The following is a 23,330-nucleotide window of genomic DNA, read 5'->3' as shown; positions in this document are numbered from 1 at the left end:
TTATGTACAATAATGATATACGTCTGATGTGTAAACTAGTTAGGGGGATTTTCCAATGAAGTGGATTATGTTTAGTTTGTTTATCGTTGCCTGTGTGTTAGGTGCAGGTGTATTGTTCCAGAACATCTCTGAGCGCCAAGCGGAAATGGCCTCAGAATCCAAAGCCGGACCAACGTTGAAATTCGTGGCCTCGAACTTCCAGTTTGACAAGCCTGAATATACAGTGAAAGCTGGCGAAAAGGTTACTGTCTCTCTTCAAAACAAAGAAGGTCTTCATGCTATGGAAATCGTAGGTTTGAACGTTAAGCTGGATGGCAACACCAAATCAGCTGATGTTACCTTTGACAAGCCTGGAACTTATGAAGTACACTGCATCCTTCCTTGCGGTCCTGGACATGCAGAAATGAAATCCAAATTGATCGTTCAATAATAGCGTCATTCAAGGAAGCCTTCCTGGCTGCCTTCCATAAAAAAGACTGTTGAGTTTAACTCAATAGTCTTTTTTTCATGAATGCTAACCGTTTCTGCTCCCGTTGCCCATGAGGACATAGTTCCTGCTTTAATCAAACCATCCCTTTTTACGAAACCAGCTATACATTCCAAGCCCTATTCCAAACATCACAAGCAGACAAATGAAATAGCCCCAGTGCCAAGTAAGCTCCGGCATATATTGAAAATTCATTCCGTAAATTCCGGCCAGAAAGGTAAGCGGCATGAAGATAGTCGTGATCACGGTTAAAGTTTTCATAATCTCATTCATTCGGTTTGAGTTCAGAGAGATGTAGCTGTCTCTTATATCAGCCGTCATATCTCTATTCGAATCAATAAGTTCGGAAAGCTTGAGAAGATGGTCATAAACATCGGTAAAATAGACGATATGTGATTTAATTCCATCAATCTTATCGGTGCTTATGATTCTATAAAAGAGGTCCCTCATAGGAATAATTGTTTTTCGGAGCTTTAACAACCGGGCCCTGATTTCAAATACTTGGTTCATCAGCTCATGAATGGACTCGCCTTTTCCTTTGGCTTCGATTTCATTGAGTTGATCCTCAATCTGATACACACTTGGAAAATACTCATCCACCAGCTTATCCATAACCAGGTAGGCGGCATATGCATGGCCTTTTTCTCGAAGCTTGCTTTGTTCGGTCATCCGGCTCCAGGCATCATCTATTTCACTGCAAGGGAATAAATGAAAGGTGACAATAAATTGATTTCCCCAGAATAAATCTACTTCTTCAGCAGCTAAGGAAATGGGATTAAGGGCATGCACAACAAAGAAGTTAACATCCTCGTAATGGTCGACTTTAGGCCGCTGCAATAAGTGGAAACAATCCTCTATAGCGAGCGGGTGAAAATGAAAATGTGTTTCCAGTAAAAGAGCTTCTTCCTCCGTCGGCTCGTTGAAATCAACCCAATACCAGAAAATGTTCGGATTATCCTTAAGGTCTTGAACGGATATATCAGTAAGCAGTTCGTATTCCTCATTAATAGCCAATATTCGAATCAAAGGGGGCTCCTCCTTAGAGTTCAGTGCTCTCATTTTGTCCAATTCTCTATTTAAAGGATACACTTCCTCATTGATGTTGAACAGAAGGATCCCGCAATTCTTCATCATCCTATAGCGATCCTAAAAGACAGTTACGGTGCTGCCTTCACCCGAAGTGGAGTTATGCTGATACAGCTGATTTTATCGATTCAACGCAAGAGGAGCAACTGCTTAGGTATGTGGTCGATGTAAGGGATGTTTTATGTTAAAATTTAGATGGTTGTTTGTAATGAATCTAAATTAGTGGGGTGGCTGAAATGAGAACAGTTGATATCATCCAAAAGAAACGGGATGGCAAGCCATTAACTACACAGGAAATTGAAGCATTAATTCAGGGCTATGTCAGCGGAGAAATACCCGATTATCAAATGTCCGCTTGGGCGATGGCCGTTTACTTTAATGGCATGACAGCTGCGGAGACAGCTGACTTGACCTTAGCGATGGCGCGATCGGGCGATCAGGCTGATTTAAGCTCAATTCCCGGAGTGAAGGTGGATAAACACAGCACGGGTGGAGTTGGGGACACTACAACCTTAATTCTGGCTCCGCTGGCAGCTGCAGCAGGTGTACCTGTTGCCAAAATGTCAGGCCGCGGACTAGGGCATACGGGCGGAACTATTGATAAGCTAGAGGCCATAGAGGGTTTTAAGGTGGAGCTGACGAAGGAGCAATTTCTAGAGCAGGTGAAATCGATCGGGGTTTCTGTTATAAGTCAATCGGGCAATATCACGCCAGCAGATAAGAAGCTCTATGGGCTTCGCGACGTAACGGCTACAGTAGATTCGATCCCTTTGATTGCGAGCTCGATTATGAGCAAGAAGATCGCATCGGGGGCCGATGCCATTGTGCTGGATGTGAAAACCGGCAGCGGCGCTTTCATGAAGTCACTGGAGGATTCCATAAAGCTGGCTCAAGCCATGGTCGAGATCGGAGATCAGGTCGGCAGGGAAACCGTAGCCGTCATAACAAACATGGACGAGCCGCTAGGGCTCGCTATTGGCAATGCTCTGGAGGTACGTGAGGCCATTGATACGCTGCGCGGAGAAGGGCCTGACGATCTGACAGAGCTGTGTCTGGTGCTCGGCGCCCATATGCTTCAGCTTGGCGGCAAGGCGGCGTCCTACAGCGAAGCGAGGAGCCTCGCCGAGGAGCTGCTCCGCAGCGGCGCAGCACTGGGCAAGCTGAGAGAGCTGATCGCAGCTCAGGGGGGAAACCCGGAGGTCGCCGATCGGGTGGAGCTGCTGCCATCAGCGGCATATCAGGTGCCTGTGCAGGCATTGGAGGACGGTACAGTATCTCACATTGACGCCGAAGCGTTAGGCATTACGGCGATGATGCTCGGTGCTGGGAGAGCAACGAAGGAGGATCACATAGATCTAGCGGTTGGCATCGTGCTTAGCAAAAAAGTCGGTGATCGTGTATCAGCAGGCGAGACCCTTGCAGAATTGTACATGAACCGTAATGAACCAATGTTCACCGAGGATATGACGCAGCGGACACGTAGCGTCTTCACCTTAAGCCAAGGTGAGGTAGTGAAGGCTCCTCTCATCTATGCGGTTGTCACCAAGGATGGGGTACAGATGCTTCAATAGTTAGCTGGTTCAATATAGAACACCCGCTTACCGGTAGAGTCCGGTAAGTGGGTGTTTTGCTTTTTCATTCCTGTAATGGAATATTTTGATGCAAACTAGTCAACACTGATTAGCAGCAATATAACCTTATTTATGGAGGGGTAGAAAGGGATGCTCAAGAAGGTACTACAGCTGTTTATTTCGATTCATTTGCTAATGGCATTAGCATTGCCGGCCGCGTTTGCGGAAGAAAAGAAGGCTCCGAGTCCGACAATTGATTTGACACCGAACGCTACTTCGGCTGTCGTGATGGATGCGGATACGGGAACGATCCTGTTTGAGAAAAATAAAGATGCCAAGCTTCCTCCTGCCAGCATTACTAAAATCATGACGATGCTTCTAATTATGGAAGCGCTGGATCAAGGGAAAATCAAAATGGATGATAAAGTACGCACCAGTGAATATGCTGCATCCATGGGAGGCTCGCAAATTTTCCTGGAGCCAGGCGAAGAAATGACAGTACAAGATATGCTGAAGGGCATTGCATTGGCATCAGGGAATGATGCTTCAGTAGCGATGGCAGAGAAACTGGCAGGCTCTGAGGCCGCTTTTGTACAAATGATGAATGAACGCGCTCAGCAGCTTGGGACGAAAAACACTCATTTTTCCAATCCTAATGGCCTACCGATTGATAATCACTATTCGTCAGCTATGGATATTGCTATCATGTCACGTGAGCTGCTAAAGCACGAAGAAATCACCCAGTATACGGGGATGTATCAAGATTACCTTAGAAAAGAAACATCGAAACCGTTCTGGTTGGTTAACACGAATAAATTAGTGCGCTTTTACAGCGGAGCTGACGGGTTGAAAACAGGCTATACGAGTGAGGCCAAGTTTTGTTTATCCGCAACCGCAAAGAGAGATAATTTTAGAATCGTAGCTGTTGTATTGGGCGAACCGAATACGAAAACGCGGAATGCGGAAGTGTCAGGTTTATTCGATTACGCTTTTTCCCAGTATACCAACTATTCGATCTATAAAACCGGTGATGCCATAGGTGAATTTAAAGTCAGCAAAGGCGAGCAGGCAGTTGTGCCAATTACGGCCAAGCATCCATTTAGCATTGTTTTGAAAAAAGGTGAGGCTGGTGACGGAGTCCGCCATGAAGTACAGATCAATCCAAATTTAAAAGCACCGATTGCAGTCGGTCAGTCCATAGGTAAAATTGTTGTTTACAAAGGTGATCAGGTCTTATCTGAATTTCCATTAGAATCGTCCGTAGAAGTTAAAAAGGCGGGCTGGTGGATGCTGATGAAACGTACGGCCAAACATTTGTTCTATATGGATCCAGCAGAGAGCGTAAAATGATCTCCTGAATCCGTAGCAGGCTCAAGCGTAAAATGTCGCATTTTTCCTGATTGTGGCGCATTTCTTCTAGTTTTGTCGGGTGGCAGGAAAAGGTAAATCCCGTGTAGAAATGAGTGTGCATGAAAGGGAAGGAGTGAACAGCTTGAGTCTTCATATTGAACTAAAGCATCAGCGAAAAGCATTGATTGTCCGGCTTAAGGGTGAGTTGGATCATCACACTGCCGATACGGTCAGGGCACGTATGGAGGAAGCGCTTGAGAAAGGTAATGTGAGTCATATCATCTTAAGCTTGAAGGAATTGTCCTTTATGGACAGCTCAGGGCTTGGAGTCATTCTCGGGCGTTACAAGCAGATTGTGGCTAAAGGCGGAAAGATGGTTGTATGTGATGTTAATCCATCCGTTTATCGATTGTTTGAAATGTCGGGGTTATTCAAAATATTGTCCATTCAGGATAACGAAACTCAAGCTCTAAGCAGTTTGGAGGTTGTATCATGAGTGAAAACAATACGCTTCGCAGTTTTGCTGACAGTGAGCGGAATTTTATGACTCTGCAGTTTGCCAGCCGTTCAGAGAATGAAGCATTTGCGCGCGTTGCAGTCGCTGCCTTTGTTTCTCAACTGGATCCAACGCTTGATGAGCTTACAGATCTTAAAACGGTTGTATCCGAAGCCGTTACCAATTCGATCATACATGGATATAACAATCGACCGGATGGTGTAGTTACTATTCAAGCGGAGATAGACGATGAGATGGTTTACCTCACTATAGAGGACCAGGGTGCAGGAATTATCGATCTGGAACAAGCCAAGCAGCCCTTGTACACTACGAAGCCGGAGCTGGAACGTTCGGGAATGGGCTTTACGATTATGGAAAATTTTATGGATGAATTCGAAGTGACGACGACTGTTGGGATCGGTACAAAAATCAAAATGAAAAAGCGAATTGAATCTAAAAAAGCTTTGTTCAATTAGGGGTCTGATCAACTATGGATGTCGATTTGAAACATGCCTCCCACAGCTATTTGGATGATACCGAGGTCAAACGGTTAATTGCTTTAAGCCAATCCGGAGATGCGCTTGCCAGAGAAACGTTAGTAAACTGCAATATTCGTTTGGTTTGGTCCGTTGTACAGCGCTTTTTGAACCGAGGCTACGAGGCCGAGGATTTGTTTCAAATTGGTTGTATCGGACTGTTGAAGTCAGTGGACAAATTCGATTTGTCCTATGACGTCAAGTTTTCTACCTACGCTGTGCCTATGATAATTGGTGAAATCCAACGTTTTTTACGTGATGACGGCACACTTAAGGTTAGTCGATCGCTTAAGGAATTGGCCAACAAGATTCGCAAAACAAAGGATGAGTTGTCCAAACGAAATGGAAGGCTGCCTACGATCAAAGAAGTGGCAGAAGAGCTGCAAATCACGCCCGAGGATGTGGTCTTCGCTCAAGAAGCTAATAAGCCTCTCTCGTCTATTCATGAAACCGTATTTGAGAACGATGGGGATCCGATAACATTAATGGACCAAATCGCTGATGATGGACAGGACAAGTGGTTTGAGAAGCTTGCATTGAATGAAGCCATCGGGACATTAAGCGAGCGAGAACGGTTGATTGTTTATCTGCGGTATTTCCGAGATCAAACTCAATCTGAGGTGGCAAATCGATTAGGTATTTCTCAAGTGCAGGTATCGAGGCTCGAGAAAAAAATACTGCAATCGATCAAAGACCAGATCGCCCAGTAGCGCAATTTGCTGATTCAATCAGTTGATTATTTAGGCTGAGGACGCCCCCTGCTGTACAAAAAAAACCAGATGCCGCCTATGACTATGGCATCTGGTTTTTTTGTGTCTGAATGTAGTTTCCGCCTATTATCTGGCTCTACCCCGAGATTCGTCCAAGAACAAATATTTGATGCAATACAAGCCGCTTAAACCCACCAATGTATAGATGATTCGGCTGAACCCTGATGATGCCCGGTGAGAATCACCGCCGAATATCGCACTAACCAGATCCCACTGGAATAACCCGACCAATAACCAATTCAAAGCTCCGATAATGACTAAGGTTAGAGCAAATTTGCCCATGACCAACATCCTCTCTTTAAATAGGAATTTATGTCCGTATATATAATCTTTTCATAAAAGATAAAAAGTTATACATGGAGAGAGAATTTTTGCCAGACAAAATCATGTTTATGAGCTGCACTTTTTTTTCATACTATGGGATATCTGTACAACCAATAACTTCTGAAATAGCCAATACGAGGCTGGTTGTCACATAAATGAACAAGGGAAGTGAATGCGGATGCAACCAGCTCCCGTCTCAATCTTGTATATCCGTTTGCGTAAAAGGATGTGTATCCGTCGCGGTGAATCCGTTCACCTAGGAAGGATTGCGCAAATGCTTGTAGACCCCCAGTATGAATATGCTCTGCACAAACTGCTGCTGCTTGAGCCAAAGGACAACGAGGGCAATATTGTATTGATCGATATGTTACTTATTGTTGACAGGATAAAACGGCAATTTCCATTTATGCAGATTGAGCATTTTGGCGAACCTCATTGCTTAATTGAAATATCCGAGAAACGTAAACCTCCCAGTTTAATATTGATTGTTATGGTTTGGCTGTTACTTTTTATAGGCTCAGGTCTTGCAATAATGAACTTTCATGCTGATGTGAGTATGGGTGTTGTGCATCAACGCATTTATCAGCTTTTAACAGGGAAATGGGTGGAGCATCCGCTGCTTCTGCAAATTCCTTATTCAATTGGGATTGGTATAGGCATGATTGTGTTTTTTAACCATCTATTCAAAAAGAAGTTCAATGAAGAGCCAAGTCCGCTGGAATTAGAAATGTTTATGTATCAGGAAAATGTGAATTATTACGTCACCGCAGAGGAATATACGAAAATATTTGAAGCGGAGGATCGTCGTCATGAATGAATGGTGGGTAATCCCCGTACAAATATTTATTGGTTTTGCGGGTGGTTTAGCAGTTGGCAGCGGCATGGTGGCTTTTCTGATTGTGCTGGATGTACTGCCTCGTCTGGCACAGATTACCCGCTCCTATCACTTAATAGGCTGGTATGAAGGGGCAGTAATTTTGGGCTCGTTATTTTTTACATGCACCGATTTTTTTAATATCACGTATTCTCTGTTCCCGCTGTCAGCGGCAGTATTTGGTCTGTTTGCTGGGGGGTTTATCGGAATGCTGGCAGGAGCCCTAACGGAAGTGGTTAATGTGCTTCCTATATTAGCGAAACGGATTGGAATGGGCTCGTATATGATCTGGCTGTTGATGGCGATGATTTTTGGGAAAATGGTAGGTTCTTTATTGGATTGGCTGCATTTTTTAGAATAAAAGGTGCTAAGTTAAACTTAACCAAGATGCAGGGAGGCTGATGACACCATGAAAAAAACACATATCAAACCTACACAATTATTGGGACGCGTTGATAAGAAAGAAGCCGTACACAATGATGCTCTTAACCAGGATGCAGCAAACCATGATGAAGTTAACTATGAAAGTCCAAACCAAGAAGCTAAGCTTGCTATAGACGAGGAAGGCAATATCATAGATCAGGTTCATCAAGAGCATCGAGGCATTCAAGAGCGTAGACGAAACACTGAGATGGGGAAGCCGCCAGAAGAAGGAGAGAAGAAAGAAGAGGGATCTAATCAGAATAAAGATGACATTATAACAACTGACTTCGGTGAGCTGAAAAGGGAGCTTGAGGAGCGTGTTGGATTTAATATAAGCTTTGATGTTGTGTTTCGGGAGATGGTATTTGGAGGGCAGAAGACAGGTATATATTATTACAACGGGTTTGCAAAAGATACCGTGCTCACTGAAATACTTATGCGATTATCAGAGGTAGTGGATACTGGAGAATCGGCTCAGAATGACTTATCCTCTTCCCCAATTAAGCATAGCGTTCACGGAGATGAAGGGCAGGATACGGTACAGCTTTTTATGGATGCGCTAGTTCCTCACATCCAAGTCAAGGAGTCCAATAGCTTAAGCGAGGTTATAGATACCGTCGCCACCGGAGCTACAGCTTTTTTCTTCGAAGGTTGTTCTTCAGCCCTTCTGGTGGATGCCAAAACCTTCCCGGTGCGTTCTACAGCAGAACCTGATTTGGAGCGTGTGGTGCGCGGGGCAAGAGATGGCTTCGTGGAAACACTGCTTACGAATGTAACGCTGGTTAGACGGCGAATTCGCGACCCGCGGCTGAAGTTGGAAATGCATCGAGTCGGAAGAAGAACACATACAGATATTTGCTTAGCCTATATTGATGATATTTGCGATCCTACTTTGATAGAATCCATTCGTGATAAAGTCAAACAGGTCGAGGTTGATGGACTCCCGCTGGCAGAGAAACAATTAGAGGAAGCCATTTGTGGAAAGGGCTGGAATCCGTATCCGATGGTGCGTTATTCGGAGAGGCCCGATGTCGTGTCGGTTCACCTATTGGAAGGACATGTTGCAGTATTTGTGGACACATCGCCCAGTGTTATTATTTTGCCTACTACATTTTTTCACCATGTCCAGCATGCGGAGGAGTACAGACAGACCCCGATGGTGGGGACATACCTGCGCTGGGTCCGTTTCATTGGAATCGCGGCTTCGTTATTTCTGCTGCCTCTTTGGTTTCTGCTTGTGACTGCTCCCGAACTGAAGCCTGCTGGCCTTGAATTTATTGGGCCGCAAAAACAAGCCAATATTCCGCTGCTGCTGCAGTTCTTAATCGCCGAGGTCGGTACGGATCTGATGCGAATGGCAGCCGTTCATACACCTTCACCTCTAGCTACCGCTATGGGCTTGGTGGCCGCGATACTGGTTGGTGACGTTGCTGTAAAGACGGGGCTGTTCGTAAATGAAGTCATATTGTATTTGGCAGTTGCGGCTGTAGGCACTTTTGCAACCCCGAGCTACGAAATGAGTCTTGCAAACCGCTTGACCAGATTGATGCTGCTGGTAGCAACTGCAATTTTTAAAGTGCCTGGTTTTATCATTGCCTCTACGGTATGGTTAATGTATCTTTCAGCCAAAAGATCCTATAATGCGCCTTATATGTGGCCTTTTATACCATTTAACGGAAAAGCGTTGACTGAGATATTGCTCAGAAGGCCTTTTTTAACAGCAAAAACAAGAATGAGCTTAACCAAAACATCAGACAGCACTCGTAATCCCAAAGCGTAAAGCGCTTTGTGTATTGTCAGCATACACTTCATTATGGTAACTTAGAGGTAATGTTTACAGGAGAGGAAAGCTGACTATGTACCTGCATGGAACAAGTAAAATAAATGATAAAGGCCACCTTCAAATCGGCGGCCGTGACGCTACAGAACTGGTGCAACAATTCGGAACGCCCTTATATGTAATGGATGAAGCATTAATTCGTCAAAGATGCCGTGAGTTTGTGGATGCTTTCCGTGCTTCCGGTCTGAAGTTTCAGGTTGCCTATGCAAGTAAAGCATTCTGTGTTATGGCTATGTGCCGCATTGTAGAAGAAGAAGGCTTGTCGCTTGATGTTGTATCCGATGGGGAGCTTTATACGGCTCTGCAAGCTGGTTTTCCTGCAGAACGGATTCATTTTCATGGCAACAATAAGACGCCATATGAAATTGCTATGGCAATTGATGAACAGATTGGCTGCTTTGTTGTAGATAATCTGGTAGAGCTGCATATGCTGAATGCTATCGCGTCAGAAAAACGCCAGAAGGTGAATGTGTTATTCCGCATTACACCAGGTGTAGAAGCGCATACCCATGAGTATATATCCACAGGACAGAACGATTCGAAATTCGGCTTCGATTTGGACAATGGCTCGGCTTATCAAGCGGTTCAAGAGGTGCTGCAGCTTTCTAATATACAGCTGCTAGGGGTTCATTCTCATATTGGATCACAAATATTCGAAGTTGAAGGGTTCCAATTGGCAGTCGATAAAGTCATTGGTTTTGCTGCGAAGGTTCGCGATGAGCTTGGATTTATTTTCTCCGTCATTAATTTGGGTGGAGGGTTTGGTATCCGCTATGTGGAAGGCGACACTCCGCTTCCAGTTGCCAGCTACGTTCAAGCGATCACAGAGTCGATTAAAACCAATTTCAGCCAATATGATTATCCTACACCTGAGATCTGGATTGAGCCAGGCCGCAGTATTGTAGGCGATTCTGGTACTACGCTTTATACGGTTGGCACCTACAAGGATATTCCCGGCATTCGTAAATATGTTGCAGTTGATGGCGGGATGACGGATAACCCGCGTCCTGCGCTTTACGATTCCCGCTATGAGGCGATTCTTGCGAACCGAGCGAATGAGCCGGTTGAAGAAGTAGTCTCTATAGCAGGTAAATGCTGTGAGAGCGGCGATATGCTGATCTGGGATGTGGAGCTGCCAAAGGTAAATACAGGTGATATTCTGGCTGTAACCTGCACAGGTGCTTATAACTATTCAATGGCAAGCAACTATAACCGGATCCGCAGACCTGCTGTCTTGTTTGTAAAGGATGGAGAAGCGGATATCGTCGTTAAGCGTGAAACCTATGATGATATCGTGGGCAATGATCTTGTGCCTTCGCGGATGAAGCAAGTTTCCAAAACGGTTTAGCACGGAATGAATAGCGGCAGAACGTCGGCTCCGGTCAACCATCGGTTGCCGACGTTCTCATTTTTTGCTAAAATTTGTGCAGACTCGGCATATATAGTACAATAAAACACATTGAATAATTAAAGGAGTGTTATATACATTATGGCAAAGCAAGCACATGTTAAACTAGCTAATGGCGGCGAGGTCGTCATTGATTTATTCGAAAAGGATGCACCGAACACAGTAGCTAATTTCGAGAAATTAGCTAACGAAGGATTCTATGATGGTTTGGTATTTCACCGTGTAATTCCTGGTTTTGTAGCACAAGGAGGATGCCCGTCCGGAACAGGAACTGGTGGTCCTGGTTACCAAATCAACTGCGAAATTAATCCTAACAAGCATGAACGCGGATCTTTAGCTATGGCGCATGCTGGACGTAATACTGGAGGCAGCCAGTTCTACATTGCTTATCAGCCGCAGCCTCATTTGGATGGTCAGCATACTGTATTCGGCAAAGTTGTTTCCGGTATGGATCTTGTTGATGCTTTCAAAGGAAAAGACAAAATGGAATCCGTTAAGATCGTTGAAGTGTAAAATCATATCATAATCGAAGAGCTACATAGGTTTAAAAGGTCGAACTTCCTTGGAGAACAAGGAATGTTCGACTTTTTCTTTTTTGGGAATAAAGTGGTATTTGTGTACAGGGACAAGCATAGGATGGTTATTAGTTATGCTCTGATAGATACTTTTCAGTTGAGACTAATAGTCAGAACGTGGTACTATAGTCGTGGGCATAACTAACTATTTGGAGGTGCAAAAGCCCATGAAAATCAGTTTTGTTCGTAGTTTATTAGTCCTGGTACTATTCATCCTATTCCCCTCACTAACATTAGCCAATTCTTCGAACAATTCTTCTGGGCTAAGCGGCGACACTATCAATCAGAAGAAGGTGTACGAAGTCAAGTTTCCGAGCTTCAAAATTACGATCAACAACTTACATTTTGACAATGGAATATCGAAATATCCTGTCTTGATGTACGAAGGAGTAACCTATTTCCCAATGACGTGGGGATTTACACAAGCCCTTGGATTAGATGTACGTTGGGATGCTGAGAAAGGCTTTGCTATTAATAAAAGCAATCAAGGACCCAAAAAGCTTGCCAATGAAGTAGCTATTATTTCTGCCAGACATTTGTACGCTAAGATGCCCGAATTTTCAATTCGCGTAAATAATAACGAAATTGATAATGACAAAGAAGAATTTCCGGTTTTGGTTTTTAACGATGTCACTTATTTTCCAATGACTTGGCGATTTGCGGTGGAAGAATTGGGCCTGAAAATAAGTCTCGAAAACAATAAATTTAATATATCTAAATGAATTTAATATATTTACTAATTAAAAGTGAGGATAATTTCCTTGCTTTTTTTTTTAGTTAATGATAATATTTCTAAGCAATTGAGGTATTTTGAATATTCAGATACCTACAGTAAAATGATTTCCTTCGGGGCGGGGTGCAATTCCCCACCGGCGGTGATACGAAGCGCTCTAGCGCGCTTTGTTCAGTCCGTGACCCGTTCTGCAGCTTCTTGTAAGCCGCAGGCGGTGGACTTGGTGAAATTCCGAGACCGACAGTATAGTCTGGATGGGAGAAGGAAAACGAGAACAGTATTATTTTGTCATGCCTGAAACTGAGCAGCCTCAGTTTATTTAATTAACAGTCTCAAGCGACTGTTTACTTTGTGCTGTCAGTATTATTCAGCTATGTCACTTGACCTATTTGTTCTGCGTTTTTACGTATGCCTATCACACACAAGCCCCTTTTCTTAGGAAAAGTGGGCCTTTTTTGTTATCACATAGAAGTATCCGTTTTAAACGAGTCCATCGGTTACTCTGTAAGTTAGGGGGAGGGAGCTGAATTTTGCAACTATTGAATGATGAATACTACATGCAGCTGGCGATACAGCTTGCAGAAGGCGCGACAGGACAAACGGGTATTAATCCAGTTGTTGGTTGTGTGCTAGTAAAAGAGGGCCGTATCGTTGGAATGGGCGCACATCTGAAACGAGGGACTCCCCATGCGGAAATTCATGCTCTACAGATGGCTGGAGAGGAAGCAGAAGGAAGTACCGCCTACGTTACTCTGGAGCCTTGCAGTCATCACGGTCAAACTCCGCCATGCAGTGACCGGTTGATTAAGGAAAAAGTTAAACGGGTAGTTGTCGGCTGTAGTGATCCCAATCCGCTTGTAGCAGGAACAGGGATTGCCAAGCTGAGAAATCACGGCATTGAAGTGGATGTAGGCTTGCTGGAGAAAGAAGCTCGGCAGCTGAATGAAGTCTTTAACAAGTTCATCATGACGAGACGTCCATTTGTTACTTTAAAAACAGCCAGCACTTTAGACGGTAAGATTGCGTCACGTACAGGTGATAGTAAATGGATTACAAATGCACAATCAAGAGGCTACGTTCACACATTGCGCCACCGCAATCAAGCTATTATGGTTGGTATCGGTACCGTGCTGAGTGATGATCCGCTGTTAACAACTAGATTGGATATACCGGGCTTGCACCCGATTCGTGTGATAGTAGATTCAGACTTGCGCCTGCCTCTGGATGCTCAAGTTGTGGTCGATCGTTCGGCTGAGACCCTTGTGCTAACAACAGCGGAAGCCGATCAAACAAAACGGCAGGAGTTGGATGCTGCTGGTGTGACCGTGTTGGATTGTGGAGCTGGTCCACAAGTGAATTTGACTAGAGCCATGGAATTGCTCGGCGAGAGAGAAATCTCGTCGATTTTACTTGAAGGCGGAGGGCGGCTTAACGGCTCCATGTTGGAGCTTGGCTTGATTGATAAGCTACTGATGTTCTTTGCTCCCAAAATTGTCGGAGGCGGCAGCTTGGCCCCTGATAATTTTCAGTTTCCAGGTTTCGAATTAATGAAGGATGCCATTCACTTGGAGCGTACCCTGGTGAAGCAGTTTGGCGAAGACATTTGTATTGCCGGTTATCCGCTATACAGGAACGAGGTGTAGGCATGTTTACAGGTATTATTGAAGAGATTGGGACCATGAGAAGGATAACGAAGCAGGGGCAAGCGATGGTACTGACTGTCGGGGCGAAGCGAATATTGGAGGATGTACATCTGGGGGACAGCATTTCGGTAAATGGCGTATGTTTAACGGTTATCCAGTTCGATGAAACTTCAATAACAGTCGATGTGATGCCGGAAACATTCCGCAGAACGTCTCTCCAAAAGCTTCATATTGGTGATCGAGTCAATTTGGAGCGCGCAATGGCTTCAGGAGGCCGTTTCGGCGGTCATATCGTTCAAGGCCATGTGGATTCAACGGGGATTATTACCGGTCGCACACCTGAAGAGAATGCTGTTGTATTTCAGATTGAGCCGGAGGACACAGCTATTCTGAAGTATATGATTCCACACGGCTCCATTACAATAGACGGCATTAGCCTGACGTTGGTTCATGTGTCAGAGCAGCGTTTTACCGTTTCTATCATACCGCATACGCTTGCTCAGACTGTTTTACAAACCAAGCAGCCCGGTGATCAAGTTAATCTTGAGGCAGATGTTCTTGGTAAATATGTCGAAAAGCTGTTGAATTTCCGCAGCGGTGGTGAAACGGTAAAAAGACAAAGCACATTAACCGAAGCTTTTCTGGCGGATAACGGATTTATTTAATCGAATAGATAGAAATTAAGAGATAAGGAAGGCAGGGAGTGGAAATGACGGAACCGAGCCAATTTCATACGATTGAAGAAGCCATCTATGATTTGATCCTAGGCAAGATTATCATAGTAGTCGACGATGAGGACCGCGAGAATGAAGGCGATTTTATCGCATTAGCGGATAAAGCGACTCCAGAGGTCATTAATTTTATGATCAAGGAAGGTCGTGGACTTGTCTGCGTGCCCATTACGGAGGAACGTGCCCAGGAGCTGGAGCTTCCCCCAATGGTAGCTAGAAATACGGATTATCATGGAACAGCATTTACAGTTTCAGTGGATCATAGTGACACGACAACAGGCATTTCTGCTTCTGAGCGTTCGATGACAGTTAAAGCCTTGATTGATCCATCTACGAAAGCTCAAAACTTTCGACGTCCTGGTCATATTTTTCCATTGATCGCCAAAAAAGGCGGTGTACTGCGGAGAACAGGACATACAGAAGCAGCAGTTGATCTAGCCCGGATGTGTGGTTCTTACCCAGCGGCAGTTATTTGCGAGGTCATTAAAGAAGATGGGGAGATGGCCCGTGTTCCAGAGCTGCTGGAGTTCAGCCGCAAGCATGATATGAAAATCATTACTATCCGAGATCTAATTCAATACCGCAATCTGAAGGAGAAACTGGTTCAGCGCGAGGTTGAAGCAAAGCTTCCTACGGACTACGGTGTTTATAGAGCAATTGCCTATACTAATGCATTAGATCAAAAAGAGCATGTCGCTTTAGTGAAGGGTAAGATCGATGGTTCGATCCCTACGTTGGTTCGAGTACATTCGGAATGCTTAACGGGAGATGTATTTCATTCCCATCGTTGTGACTGCGGACCACAGCTAAATGCAGCATTGAAGCAGATTGATGAAGCGGGTTCTGGCGTGCTTTTATACATGCGACAAGAGGGCCGCGGCATTGGCTTGATTAATAAGTTGAAGGCTTATGTGCTTCAGGAAGAAGGATTGGACACCGTTGATGCGAATCTTAAGTTAGGGTTTGCCCCTGATTTACGAGAATACGGTATTGGTGCTCAAATCCTTAAAGACTTAGGGGTCTCCCAAATCCGGCTGCTTACTAACAATCCGCGGAAGATCAAAGGGCTAGAGGGCTATGGTTTAAAAGTGGTGGAACGAGTTCCAATTCAGATGGAAGAGAACGAGTCTAACTCGAATTACTTGCATACGAAGCATGAAAAATTAGGCCATATGCTTGATTTTCAAATATAAAAAATATCGGAAGGATGTTGAACAAACATGGCAAAAGTATACGAAGGACATTTAATATCGGTAGGACTGAAATACGGAATCGTTGTTGGAAGATTTAATGAATTCATCACTAGCAAGCTGTTGGGTGGCGCTTTAGACGCTTTGAAGCGTCACGGTGCTACTGAGGAAGAGGTAGAGGTAGCTTGGGTTCCAGGTGCATTTGAAATCGCGTTGATAGCACAAAAAATGGCTGAGAGCGGCAAATACGATGCAGTGATCACATTGGGTGCTGTAATTCGTGGCTCAACTCCTCATTTCGATTATGTGTGCAGCGAAGCTGCCAAAGGTGTGGCTGCTATCAATCTTAAGACCGGCGTTCCTACTATTTTTGGAGTATTAACCACGGATTCCATTGAACAAGCGGTGGAACGTGCGGGCACTAAGGCCGGTAATAAAGGCTGGGAAGCTGCTGTAACCGCCATCGAAATGGCAAATTTAACAAAACAACTATCTTAATTTAGCTTTTTCCTATAAAATCAGTATAATAGAGTAATGACACATGCTGAGTTTCCTTTTGGGAGCTCAGCATGCTTGCGAAAAAAGCTTTTCATATGAAGGCCAGGAATACATAACGCTTACGAAGTTAGCTTTCCTACAGAAAGCTCTTAGGGGGAAAATCTAGTTGGACAAAGTTACATACAAACTGGATATGTTTGAAGGCCCCCTTGATTTGCTGTTGCATCTTATTGATAAATCTGAGGTAGACATTTATAACATCCCTATCAAAGAAATTACTGATCAATATATGGCATACATAGGTGATATGCAGGAATTGGAGCTTGAAATAACGAGTGAATTTCTTGTGATGGCGGCAACGCTTCTGTCTATAAAAAGCAAGATGCTGCTGCCGAAGCCACCTATTATAGAGATGGATTATGATGATGATTATATGCTCGATGAGGACTATGATCCGCGATCAGAGCTCGTAGCCAAGCTGATTGAGTATCGTAAATATAAGGCTATAGCCGACCATTTGAGAGACAAAGAGCTGGAGCGAAGCCTCATTTATACTCGCGAGCCTGAGGATCTGACCCCTTATATCCCGCATAAAATTGAGAATCCGGTCAAGGGCTTGAACGTTGCTGATTTGGTTCATGCTTTCCAGAAAGCGCTTCGCAGAATGACAAGCCGGAATATGATTGCCAAAATCCGCAAGGATGAGATTTCTGTGAAGGATCGAATGAAAGAAGTTGTGTTATGGCTTGAACAAGCAGGCGGCAAGCTGCTGTTTTCCAAATTAATTGATGAGGACATGTCCCGCGAAGGGATTGTTACGACTTTTTTGGCACTGCTTGAGTTAATGAAGGTAAAGGTCGTTATATGCTATCAGCATCGACTATTTGAGGAAATTGTGATTCAGGCAAGAGAGGATGGGACTGCAGATGGATTCACGGCAGATGAAATCAGTTATTGAAGGCCTACTGTTTGTAGCGGGAGATGAAGGTCTCGATGTCAAACATTTAGCCGAGGTACTTGAGCAAAATACTGATTTCGTAAGGGGTCTTGTATTGGATCTGAAAGCTGATTTGCGCCGCGGCAAGCGAGGTTTGCAGATTGTAGAGCTTGCAGGAACCTTTCAATTAACGACCCTGCCGGCGCATGCTCCTTTTTTTGAGCGGCTTGCGTATTCTCCTTCTCGTACATCATTGTCACAAGCGGCCTTAGAGACATTGGCGATTGTTGCTTATAAGCAGCCTATCACCAGAGTAGAAATCGAGGAGATCCGTGGCGTTAAAGCAGACCGTGCTCTTCAAACGCTTGTCGCCAAAGATCTGATTCATGAGGTAGATCGGGCAGATGCTCCAGGTCGACCGATCCTATATGGTACGACCAAATCGTTTCTCGATTATTTTGCTTTAGCCAGTATAGCGGAGCTTCCAGAGTCTTCTCTATTCCACAATGAGGATAACTTAGAGGAAGAAACGAGGCTCTTATTTGATAAACTCGGAAGTGATGACACTACGCAAATAACCTTCGAGGATGTTTCGGATACGGAATAAACAGGCAGAAAGGCTATGATAGTAACAGCGAATGTTTTGCCAATACAGGGCTATACTAACTCCTAAATGAAAAGAAGCAGCGCTTCTTGCATAGGGAGTTTTTCTTTTTCTCGCAAAGGCTGCAAGAGTGGAGGTTAGTCATGGTTTGGCCCTGGGTCGCAGGAGTAGCTGTTGTCTTATTAGTCATGTTGATTTCAAGTAATGTGAAGGTTAGTCTTAAAGTTGTACGTAAAAAAAATAATGACGATATTGTTCTCGATATTCAAGGTGTATTCGGCTTAGTGAAAAAGCGATTCGAAGTTCCCGTTATTATTTTTAAGAGCTTTTCAGAAGGAGTAGGAATTAAGACAGAATATGTGGATAAAACGAAGGACGAAGTGCTTATGGATGCAGAGAAAAAAATAACCAAACGGTCCATAAAAGAAGCTTTCGATATCATGCGTAACCTTCTCTCTCATTGCTTTCAGTTTAATGAATGGCTTCTAGATACATTGAAACATGTTCATTGTACTCGAGTAGTTTGGAAAACGAATGTGGGAGTGGGGGACGCTGCAGAAACCGCATTGACGACTGGGATGGTGTGGGGATTAAAAACATCTCTGTTAGGCTTTCTGTTTCGTTTCATTAAACTCGATACCCGCCCGGAAATTATGGTCATACCGCAATTCAACGAGGTGAAGTTCTCAACAGAGGTATTATGCTTGGCTCGAATTCGCATGTATTTTATTTTGCTCGCTGGGTTGCATTTGCTCTTCAGGATTATAAAGATCAAGGATGGCTGGAGAACATGGCAGCGCGTGCTGTTTAAGGCATAAGGTTGAAACTTAATTTGATTGTGGATTGTGATTTTTTAACAAGAGGAGTTCGGGATATGCCGCATCCTTGCAGGGAATTCTAACAAATGCTTAAAAGAACTTTATTATAAAAGGATTAAGGAGGACGACATGACGATGACAGAACATCCGATACAAGGGTTAATGAAAACAGCCATGGAAAACATCAAAGAGATGGTGGACGTTAACACAATTGTAGGCGACCCTGTGGAAACCCCTGACGGTAGTGTGATTATGCCGATATCGAAGGTAGGCTTTGGTTTTGCAGCGGGAGGCAGTGAGTTTAGTTCAGAGGAAAACGGCTCGAACCGCAATGATGCAGCGAATGCTAATGTATCTCTTCCATTCGGTGGAGGCAGCGGGGGTGGAGTATCCATTACTCCAATTGCGTTCTTGGTGGTAAGTAAATCAGGGGTTAAGATTGTGCCGCTTGATAATCAGACTCATTTGCTGGAGCGGTTGATTGATTCGGCTCCTACGGTAGTTGACAGGATTCAAAGCATGATGAAAGGTACGATAGGCAATGGGATGAACAATGGTGCTGGAACAAGCGCTGGGACATCATCCGTAACAAACAATATTGAGAATCAGAACTTTATTGTCTAACTTGCAGCTTTGTATCATAATATAAAACGAATTTATGGCCTTGTTAAGAACCTACAGGTTCTTGGCAGGGTTCTTTTTGTTTGGACATAACTGGTGTGGATAAGCATATATATGTACAAGATATAGGGCTGAAAGTTTTGTGCTTACGAAGTAAGTTTTCTAACGAAAACTCTTAGGAGGATCCAAATGAAAAGAATCATTATGCTGTTAATTGCTTTGACTTTGCTTAGTTCTGCGATTTATTCGCCTATTAGCGTACAAGCTGCTCCCTCAATCTCAACACACGCAGAAGCGGCGGCCTTGATAGATGTGCGTTCAGGGAGAGTGTTGTACAGCAAACAAGGTGACAAAACTATGCGTATTGCGAGTTTAACTAAAATTATGACGGCTATCGTTGCAATTGAACATGGCAAACTATCGAGTACAGCTACAATCAGTAAAAACGCAGCTGGCAAAGAGGGTTCTTCTATTTACTTGAAATTGAATGAGGAAATGAGCCTGCAGCATTTGCTTTATGGGATGATGCTGCGATCTGGTAACGATGCCGCTACAGCTATTGCAGAGCATGTGGGGGGGACGTTGGACGGTTTTGTTTATCTAATGAATGAGAAGGCTAGGATGATCGGTATGGAGCATTCTAGCTTTAAAAATCCATCTGGTTTAGATCAGGAAAATCACTTTTCCACGGCCAATGATATGGCCAAGCTGACAGCCTACGCTCTGCGAAATCCAGTATTTCAAGAGATCGTGAAGACGAAGGTGAAAAAAGCACCCAATCCAAATGAAGCTTGGGATTATACATGGATGAATAAAAATAAAATGCTCAATCTTTATGACGGTGCAGATGGAGTGAAAACCGGTTATACCAAGCTCTCTAAACGATGTTTAGTGTCCTCTGCAACACGTAACGGTCAACAATTGGCTGTGGTAACGCTGAATGATGCAGATGACTGGGCGGATCATTCTAAGCTGTTGGATTATGGGTTCAAGAACTACCCTCTGCAAACTTACATTCAAAAAGGAGATGCCATTCAAGGTACGGAATATGTAGCAGGAGCGAGTTTCGCCTATCCCGTTCTTGATATGGAGCAATCGCAAGTTACTTCAAAAATAGATCTGAATAAGCAGGGATCTATCTATTTTCGAATGGGAGAGTTAGGCAAACAAGAATATTTATTAAACGGCAAATCGATTGGCAGCGTGCCATTATATATGAAGGATAGTCCAAGATTGAAGCTGAAAGACAACAGCGCATTCTCTTTCACAGAAACTGGGATAGGCGAAGTATCCGTTATGGATAAATGGTTGTTTAATTTACATTTTCTGATGAGGGTTTTGTTTATGGGAAATTCCGATTAACTGCCAAACCGGGGAAGGAGTGGCGATAACCTATGGTTAATGTGATTTGGTTGTTTTTCATCGTTGCCGGTTTTATTGTCGCCGCAGCTCAAGGTAAGATAGAATTGGTTACTCAGGCGACATTTGATGGGGCAAAAAGCGGGGTAACCGTTTGCTTTGGTCTAATCAGCATAATGGTTTTTTGGCTTGGCATCATGCGCATTGCCGAGGATGCCGGTATGCTGCGAGTGTTGTCTGCATTGATTCGACCAGCAGTGCGCTTCTTATTTCCTAGTGTTCCCAAGGATCACCCAGCCTTAGGCTACATCATGTCCAATATGGCTGCTAACATACTGGGCCTTGGAAATGCAGCCACTCCAATGGGAATCAAGGCGATGCAGGAGCTGCAAACCTTGAATTCTCAGAAAGATATTGCAAGTCCCGCGATGTGTACACTTCTTGCGCTGAATACAGCCAGCATTACGCTGATACCTACAACCTTGATTGCGATTCGGATGAATTATAATTCCGTTAACCCGGCAGAAATTGTAGGGACTACACTACTCGCAACATTTGTATCGACCGTTGCTGCTATCCTAGTGGATAAATGGTACAGACGTAAATATTTGTTGTCACAACAAGGTCGGCCCACTGATCATAATCCAAAAGGGAAAGGGTGATTCCCTTGTATTCAATAGTTAATTTAATTTCGGCTTGGGCGATTCCAGTCATTATTGTTTTTATTCCCTTATATGCTGCTTATCGGAAAGTACCGGTCTATGAATCTTTTGTTGACGGCGCGAAGGAAGGGTTTGATACAGCAATTCGAATTATTCCCCATCTTGTCGGAATGATGGTAGCCATCAGCGTATTCCGGGCTTCGGGAGCGATGGAGCTTATGCTTGGATGGTCGCGTCCGTTCTTCGAGATGATTGGAATACCAAGTGAAGTTCTTCCTCTAGCGATCTTGCGTCCGATTACGGGGGCAGGGTCGCTCGCGTTCACCACTGATTTGCTGCAGCAATTTGGTCCCGATTCCATGGTAGGTCGTATTGCATCGACGATTCAGGGCAGTACAGATACTACGTTATATGTGATTACAGTTTACTTTGGGGCTATCGGTATACGAAAAGCGAGCTATGCTCTAAAGGTGGGGTTAATTTCAGATATTATTGGATTCGCAGCCTCGATTCTTATATGTTATTTAGTTTTTGCCTAGAACCCTCGCTTTTCTCCGCACATATACTGTACCAGCTAACGGATCAATAAGTGCTGACCACCTTCACGATGCATGGGAAGTCATGGTAGCACTAAGGAGTGAGCTGCGTGCAGTTTTTTGGTATTGTTATCCATCATTCAGTATGTCCCTCCATTAATGGAAAAGGGTATGATTTCTTTATCACTCGCAATGGAGCTATCATCCCTTCTTCCGAACAAACGGACCCTTTGTATATTCATGTTTGCTTGGAAGGAGACTTTTCGGATCTCCGGTATCCATTTTCATTGGAAGAGAAAGAGCAATTTTTTCTGTTGAATAAATTGGTTCTAAGGTTGGCTGGCACGTTCAAGTTCGAGCATGATGATATTTTTCCTCACACTTTATCTTGCCCTGGCGCATTCTTTCCTTGGTCGCAGCTTGTGATTTCCTCTGAGGATAGGTATCATTAGGGTTGAGGTGAATGGAGACTAATGGAACGATTACAAAAAGTATTGGCAGAAGCGGGAGTAGCCTCCCGAAGAAAATGTGAGGAATTAATTACTGCGGGCCGCGTGATGGTAAACGGTGAGGTGATCACAACCTTAGGCGTGAAAGTGAGTGCTAATCAGGATGTGATCCATGTGGACGGACGTGCCATTCGGCAGCAGAAAAAGGTATATGTGCTCTTTCATAAGCCAAAAGGAGTTATTACAAGTGCTTCAGATCCTGGAGGACGCAAAATTGTCACAGACTTTCTTCATGATATTTCAGAGAGGATATACCCAGTCGGTCGGCTGGATTATGATACGGAAGGATTGCTGCTGTTGACTAATGATGGCGAATTTGCCAATCTGTTGACACATCCCAAGCACCACGTTCCCCGTACCTATCACGCTACCGTAAAAGGTGTGCCTCATGGTTCTCTTTTGGACAAGCTGCGCAGCGGCATTGAGCTAGACGACGGTATGACGGCTCCGGCGGAGGTTGATTATCACGACATCAGTCCGGATAACAAAGAAACTATCGTCTCCATAACCATATATGAGGGTCGAAACAGACAGGTTCGTCGGATGTTCGATGCGATTCAATTTCCTGTTATCAGGCTTCGTCGCGTAATGTTTGGCCCGTTAGCTTTGACAGGGGTCGGCCGCGGCAGATATCGTCATTTAACAACACAAGAGATCAAAGAACTGACAGACAATGCGCTCAAGACACATAATATTCAAAAAGGGAAATAAGCACGGACTGTAATTTTCGATATAATAGGTGTAGGCTT

General features: G+C 44.2%; 27 protein-coding genes and 1 riboswitch. Of the genes, 25 read left to right on the top strand and 2 right to left on the bottom strand.

Features of this window, described 5'->3' with window-relative positions; all coding sequences use genetic code 11:
- The first annotated feature begins 55 nt into the window (after positions 1–55).
- Positions 56–430 (top strand): cupredoxin domain-containing protein, encoded by a 375-nt coding sequence (locus tag GC093_RS31345; RefSeq protein ID WP_171655871.1) that lies wholly within the window; start codon positions 56–58, stop codon positions 428–430.
- 129 nt (positions 431–559) lie between these two features.
- On the opposite strand, the gene corA is transcribed toward GC093_RS31345, so the two are convergent.
- Positions 560–1,513 carry a magnesium/cobalt transporter CorA gene (gene corA, locus GC093_RS31340; RefSeq protein WP_171655870.1) on the bottom strand — a complete coding sequence of 318 codons (954 nt, stop codon included), beginning with the start codon at positions 1,511–1,513 and terminating at the stop codon, positions 560–562.
- Positions 1,514–1,809: 296 nt separating this feature from the next.
- Here corA and GC093_RS31335 point away from each other — a divergent pair, with 296 nt between their 5' ends.
- The 5 genes from GC093_RS31335 (at position 1,810) to sigF (ending at position 6,236) form a co-directional block, all read left to right on the top strand.
- Positions 1,810–3,144, top strand: coding sequence for a pyrimidine-nucleoside phosphorylase (locus GC093_RS31335; RefSeq protein WP_171655869.1), 1,335 nt, complete (start codon positions 1,810–1,812; stop codon positions 3,142–3,144).
- 150 nt (positions 3,145–3,294) lie between these two features.
- Positions 3,295–4,494 (top strand): D-alanyl-D-alanine carboxypeptidase family protein, encoded by a 1,200-nt coding sequence (locus GC093_RS31330; RefSeq protein WP_171655868.1) that lies wholly within the window; start codon positions 3,295–3,297, stop codon positions 4,492–4,494.
- Between the two features lie 142 nt (positions 4,495–4,636).
- The gene (gene spoIIAA / locus GC093_RS31325; RefSeq protein ID WP_171655867.1) at positions 4,637–4,990 is read left to right on the top strand and encodes an anti-sigma F factor antagonist; all 354 of its coding nucleotides are present in this window, start codon (positions 4,637–4,639) and stop codon (positions 4,988–4,990) included.
- A complete protein-coding gene (gene spoIIAB, locus GC093_RS31320; protein WP_171655866.1) occupies positions 4,987–5,466 on the top strand; it encodes an anti-sigma F factor in 480 nt (159 codons plus the stop codon). Before spoIIAA ends, spoIIAB begins: the two co-directional genes overlap by 4 nt.
- Positions 5,467–5,480: 14 nt before the next feature.
- Positions 5,481–6,236, top strand: a complete 756-nt coding sequence (sigF, locus tag GC093_RS31315; RefSeq protein ID WP_171655865.1) for an RNA polymerase sporulation sigma factor SigF — start codon at positions 5,481–5,483, stop codon at positions 6,234–6,236.
- 126 nt (positions 6,237–6,362) lie between these two features.
- Here sigF and GC093_RS31310 read toward each other — a convergent pair whose 3' ends face one another.
- Positions 6,363–6,578: a DUF378 domain-containing protein gene (locus GC093_RS31310; protein WP_171655864.1), complete on the bottom strand. Its 216-nt coding sequence runs from the start codon at positions 6,576–6,578 to the stop codon at positions 6,363–6,365.
- 220 nt (positions 6,579–6,798) lie between these two features.
- Here GC093_RS31310 and GC093_RS31305 point away from each other — a divergent pair, with 220 nt between their 5' ends.
- The 19 genes from GC093_RS31305 to GC093_RS31215 all read left to right on the top strand — a co-directional run bounded on the left by GC093_RS31305 (position 6,799) and on the right by GC093_RS31215 (position 23,292).
- Entirely contained in the window at positions 6,799–7,437 is a 639-nt protein-coding gene (locus GC093_RS31305) for a stage V sporulation protein AA (protein WP_171655863.1), read from the top strand.
- The gene (locus tag GC093_RS31300; protein WP_171655862.1) at positions 7,430–7,855 is read left to right on the top strand and encodes a stage V sporulation protein AB; all 426 of its coding nucleotides are present in this window, start codon (positions 7,430–7,432) and stop codon (positions 7,853–7,855) included. The genes GC093_RS31305 and GC093_RS31300 overlap by 8 nt, the downstream gene beginning before the upstream one ends.
- A gap of 48 nt (positions 7,856–7,903) precedes the next feature.
- The gene (locus tag GC093_RS31295) at positions 7,904–9,697 is read left to right on the top strand and encodes a spore germination protein (protein ID WP_171655861.1); all 1,794 of its coding nucleotides are present in this window, start codon (positions 7,904–7,906) and stop codon (positions 9,695–9,697) included.
- Positions 9,698–9,773: 76 nt separating this feature from the next.
- Positions 9,774–11,105, top strand: a complete 1,332-nt coding sequence (lysA, locus tag GC093_RS31290) for a diaminopimelate decarboxylase (RefSeq protein WP_171655860.1) — start codon at positions 9,774–9,776, stop codon at positions 11,103–11,105.
- A gap of 141 nt (positions 11,106–11,246) precedes the next feature.
- Positions 11,247–11,678: a peptidylprolyl isomerase gene (locus GC093_RS31285; protein WP_171655859.1), complete on the top strand. Its 432-nt coding sequence runs from the start codon at positions 11,247–11,249 to the stop codon at positions 11,676–11,678.
- A 229-nt stretch (positions 11,679–11,907) separates the two neighbouring features.
- A complete protein-coding gene (locus GC093_RS31280; RefSeq protein WP_171655858.1) occupies positions 11,908–12,462 on the top strand; it encodes a stalk domain-containing protein in 555 nt (184 codons plus the stop codon).
- Positions 12,463–12,578: 116 nt separating this feature from the next.
- Positions 12,579–12,743: riboswitch (FMN riboswitch) on the top strand.
- 260 nt (positions 12,744–13,003) lie between these two features.
- Entirely contained in the window at positions 13,004–14,116 is a 1,113-nt protein-coding gene (ribD, locus tag GC093_RS31275; protein WP_246315728.1) for a bifunctional diaminohydroxyphosphoribosylaminopyrimidine deaminase/5-amino-6-(5-phosphoribosylamino)uracil reductase RibD, read from the top strand.
- A gap of 2 nt (positions 14,117–14,118) precedes the next feature.
- Positions 14,119–14,781 (top strand): riboflavin synthase, encoded by a 663-nt coding sequence (ribE, locus tag GC093_RS31270; protein WP_171655857.1) that lies wholly within the window; start codon positions 14,119–14,121, stop codon positions 14,779–14,781.
- Positions 14,782–14,825: 44 nt separating this feature from the next.
- A complete protein-coding gene (locus GC093_RS31265; RefSeq protein ID WP_171655949.1) occupies positions 14,826–16,040 on the top strand; it encodes a bifunctional 3,4-dihydroxy-2-butanone-4-phosphate synthase/GTP cyclohydrolase II in 1,215 nt (404 codons plus the stop codon).
- Between the two features lie 27 nt (positions 16,041–16,067).
- Positions 16,068–16,535 carry a 6,7-dimethyl-8-ribityllumazine synthase gene (gene ribH / locus GC093_RS31260; RefSeq protein ID WP_171655856.1) on the top strand — a complete coding sequence of 156 codons (468 nt, stop codon included), beginning with the start codon at positions 16,068–16,070 and terminating at the stop codon, positions 16,533–16,535.
- Between the two features lie 193 nt (positions 16,536–16,728).
- Positions 16,729–17,493 carry a segregation and condensation protein A gene (locus tag GC093_RS31255; RefSeq protein ID WP_171655948.1) on the top strand — a complete coding sequence of 255 codons (765 nt, stop codon included), beginning with the start codon at positions 16,729–16,731 and terminating at the stop codon, positions 17,491–17,493.
- A complete protein-coding gene (scpB, locus tag GC093_RS31250) occupies positions 17,462–18,079 on the top strand; it encodes an SMC-Scp complex subunit ScpB (protein WP_171655855.1) in 618 nt (205 codons plus the stop codon). Before GC093_RS31255 ends, scpB begins: the two co-directional genes overlap by 32 nt.
- A 140-nt stretch (positions 18,080–18,219) precedes the next feature.
- A complete protein-coding gene (locus GC093_RS31245; protein WP_171655854.1) occupies positions 18,220–18,894 on the top strand; it encodes a DUF2953 domain-containing protein in 675 nt (224 codons plus the stop codon).
- Between the two features lie 135 nt (positions 18,895–19,029).
- Positions 19,030–19,518, top strand: coding sequence for a GerW family sporulation protein (gene ytfJ / locus GC093_RS31240; protein ID WP_171655947.1), 489 nt, complete (start codon positions 19,030–19,032; stop codon positions 19,516–19,518).
- A gap of 186 nt (positions 19,519–19,704) precedes the next feature.
- Complete coding sequence (locus GC093_RS31235; RefSeq protein WP_171655853.1) at positions 19,705–20,877, top strand: D-alanyl-D-alanine carboxypeptidase family protein; 1,173 nt, start codon at positions 19,705–19,707, stop codon at positions 20,875–20,877.
- Positions 20,878–20,909: 32 nt separating this feature from the next.
- Entirely contained in the window at positions 20,910–21,536 is a 627-nt protein-coding gene (locus tag GC093_RS31230) for a nucleoside recognition domain-containing protein (RefSeq protein WP_171655852.1), read from the top strand.
- Between the two features lie 5 nt (positions 21,537–21,541).
- On the top strand, positions 21,542–22,075 hold the full coding sequence (locus GC093_RS31225; RefSeq protein ID WP_171655851.1) for a spore maturation protein: 534 nt from the start codon (positions 21,542–21,544) through the stop codon (positions 22,073–22,075).
- Positions 22,076–22,182: 107 nt separating this feature from the next.
- Positions 22,183–22,524 carry a peptidoglycan recognition protein family protein gene (locus GC093_RS31220; RefSeq protein WP_171655850.1) on the top strand — a complete coding sequence of 114 codons (342 nt, stop codon included), beginning with the start codon at positions 22,183–22,185 and terminating at the stop codon, positions 22,522–22,524.
- 21 nt (positions 22,525–22,545) lie between these two features.
- Positions 22,546–23,292: a pseudouridine synthase gene (locus GC093_RS31215; RefSeq protein ID WP_171655849.1), complete on the top strand. Its 747-nt coding sequence runs from the start codon at positions 22,546–22,548 to the stop codon at positions 23,290–23,292.
- The last annotated feature ends 38 nt before the right edge of the window (positions 23,293–23,330 follow it).

Origin of the sequence: Paenibacillus foliorum (assembly GCF_013141765.1) — a bacterium.
Taxonomy (GTDB): domain Bacteria; phylum Bacillota; class Bacilli; order Paenibacillales; family NBRC-103111; genus Paenibacillus_S; species Paenibacillus_S foliorum.
The sequence above is the reverse complement of the archived record's forward strand: the minus strand, read 5'-3'. Positions and strand labels throughout refer to the sequence as shown.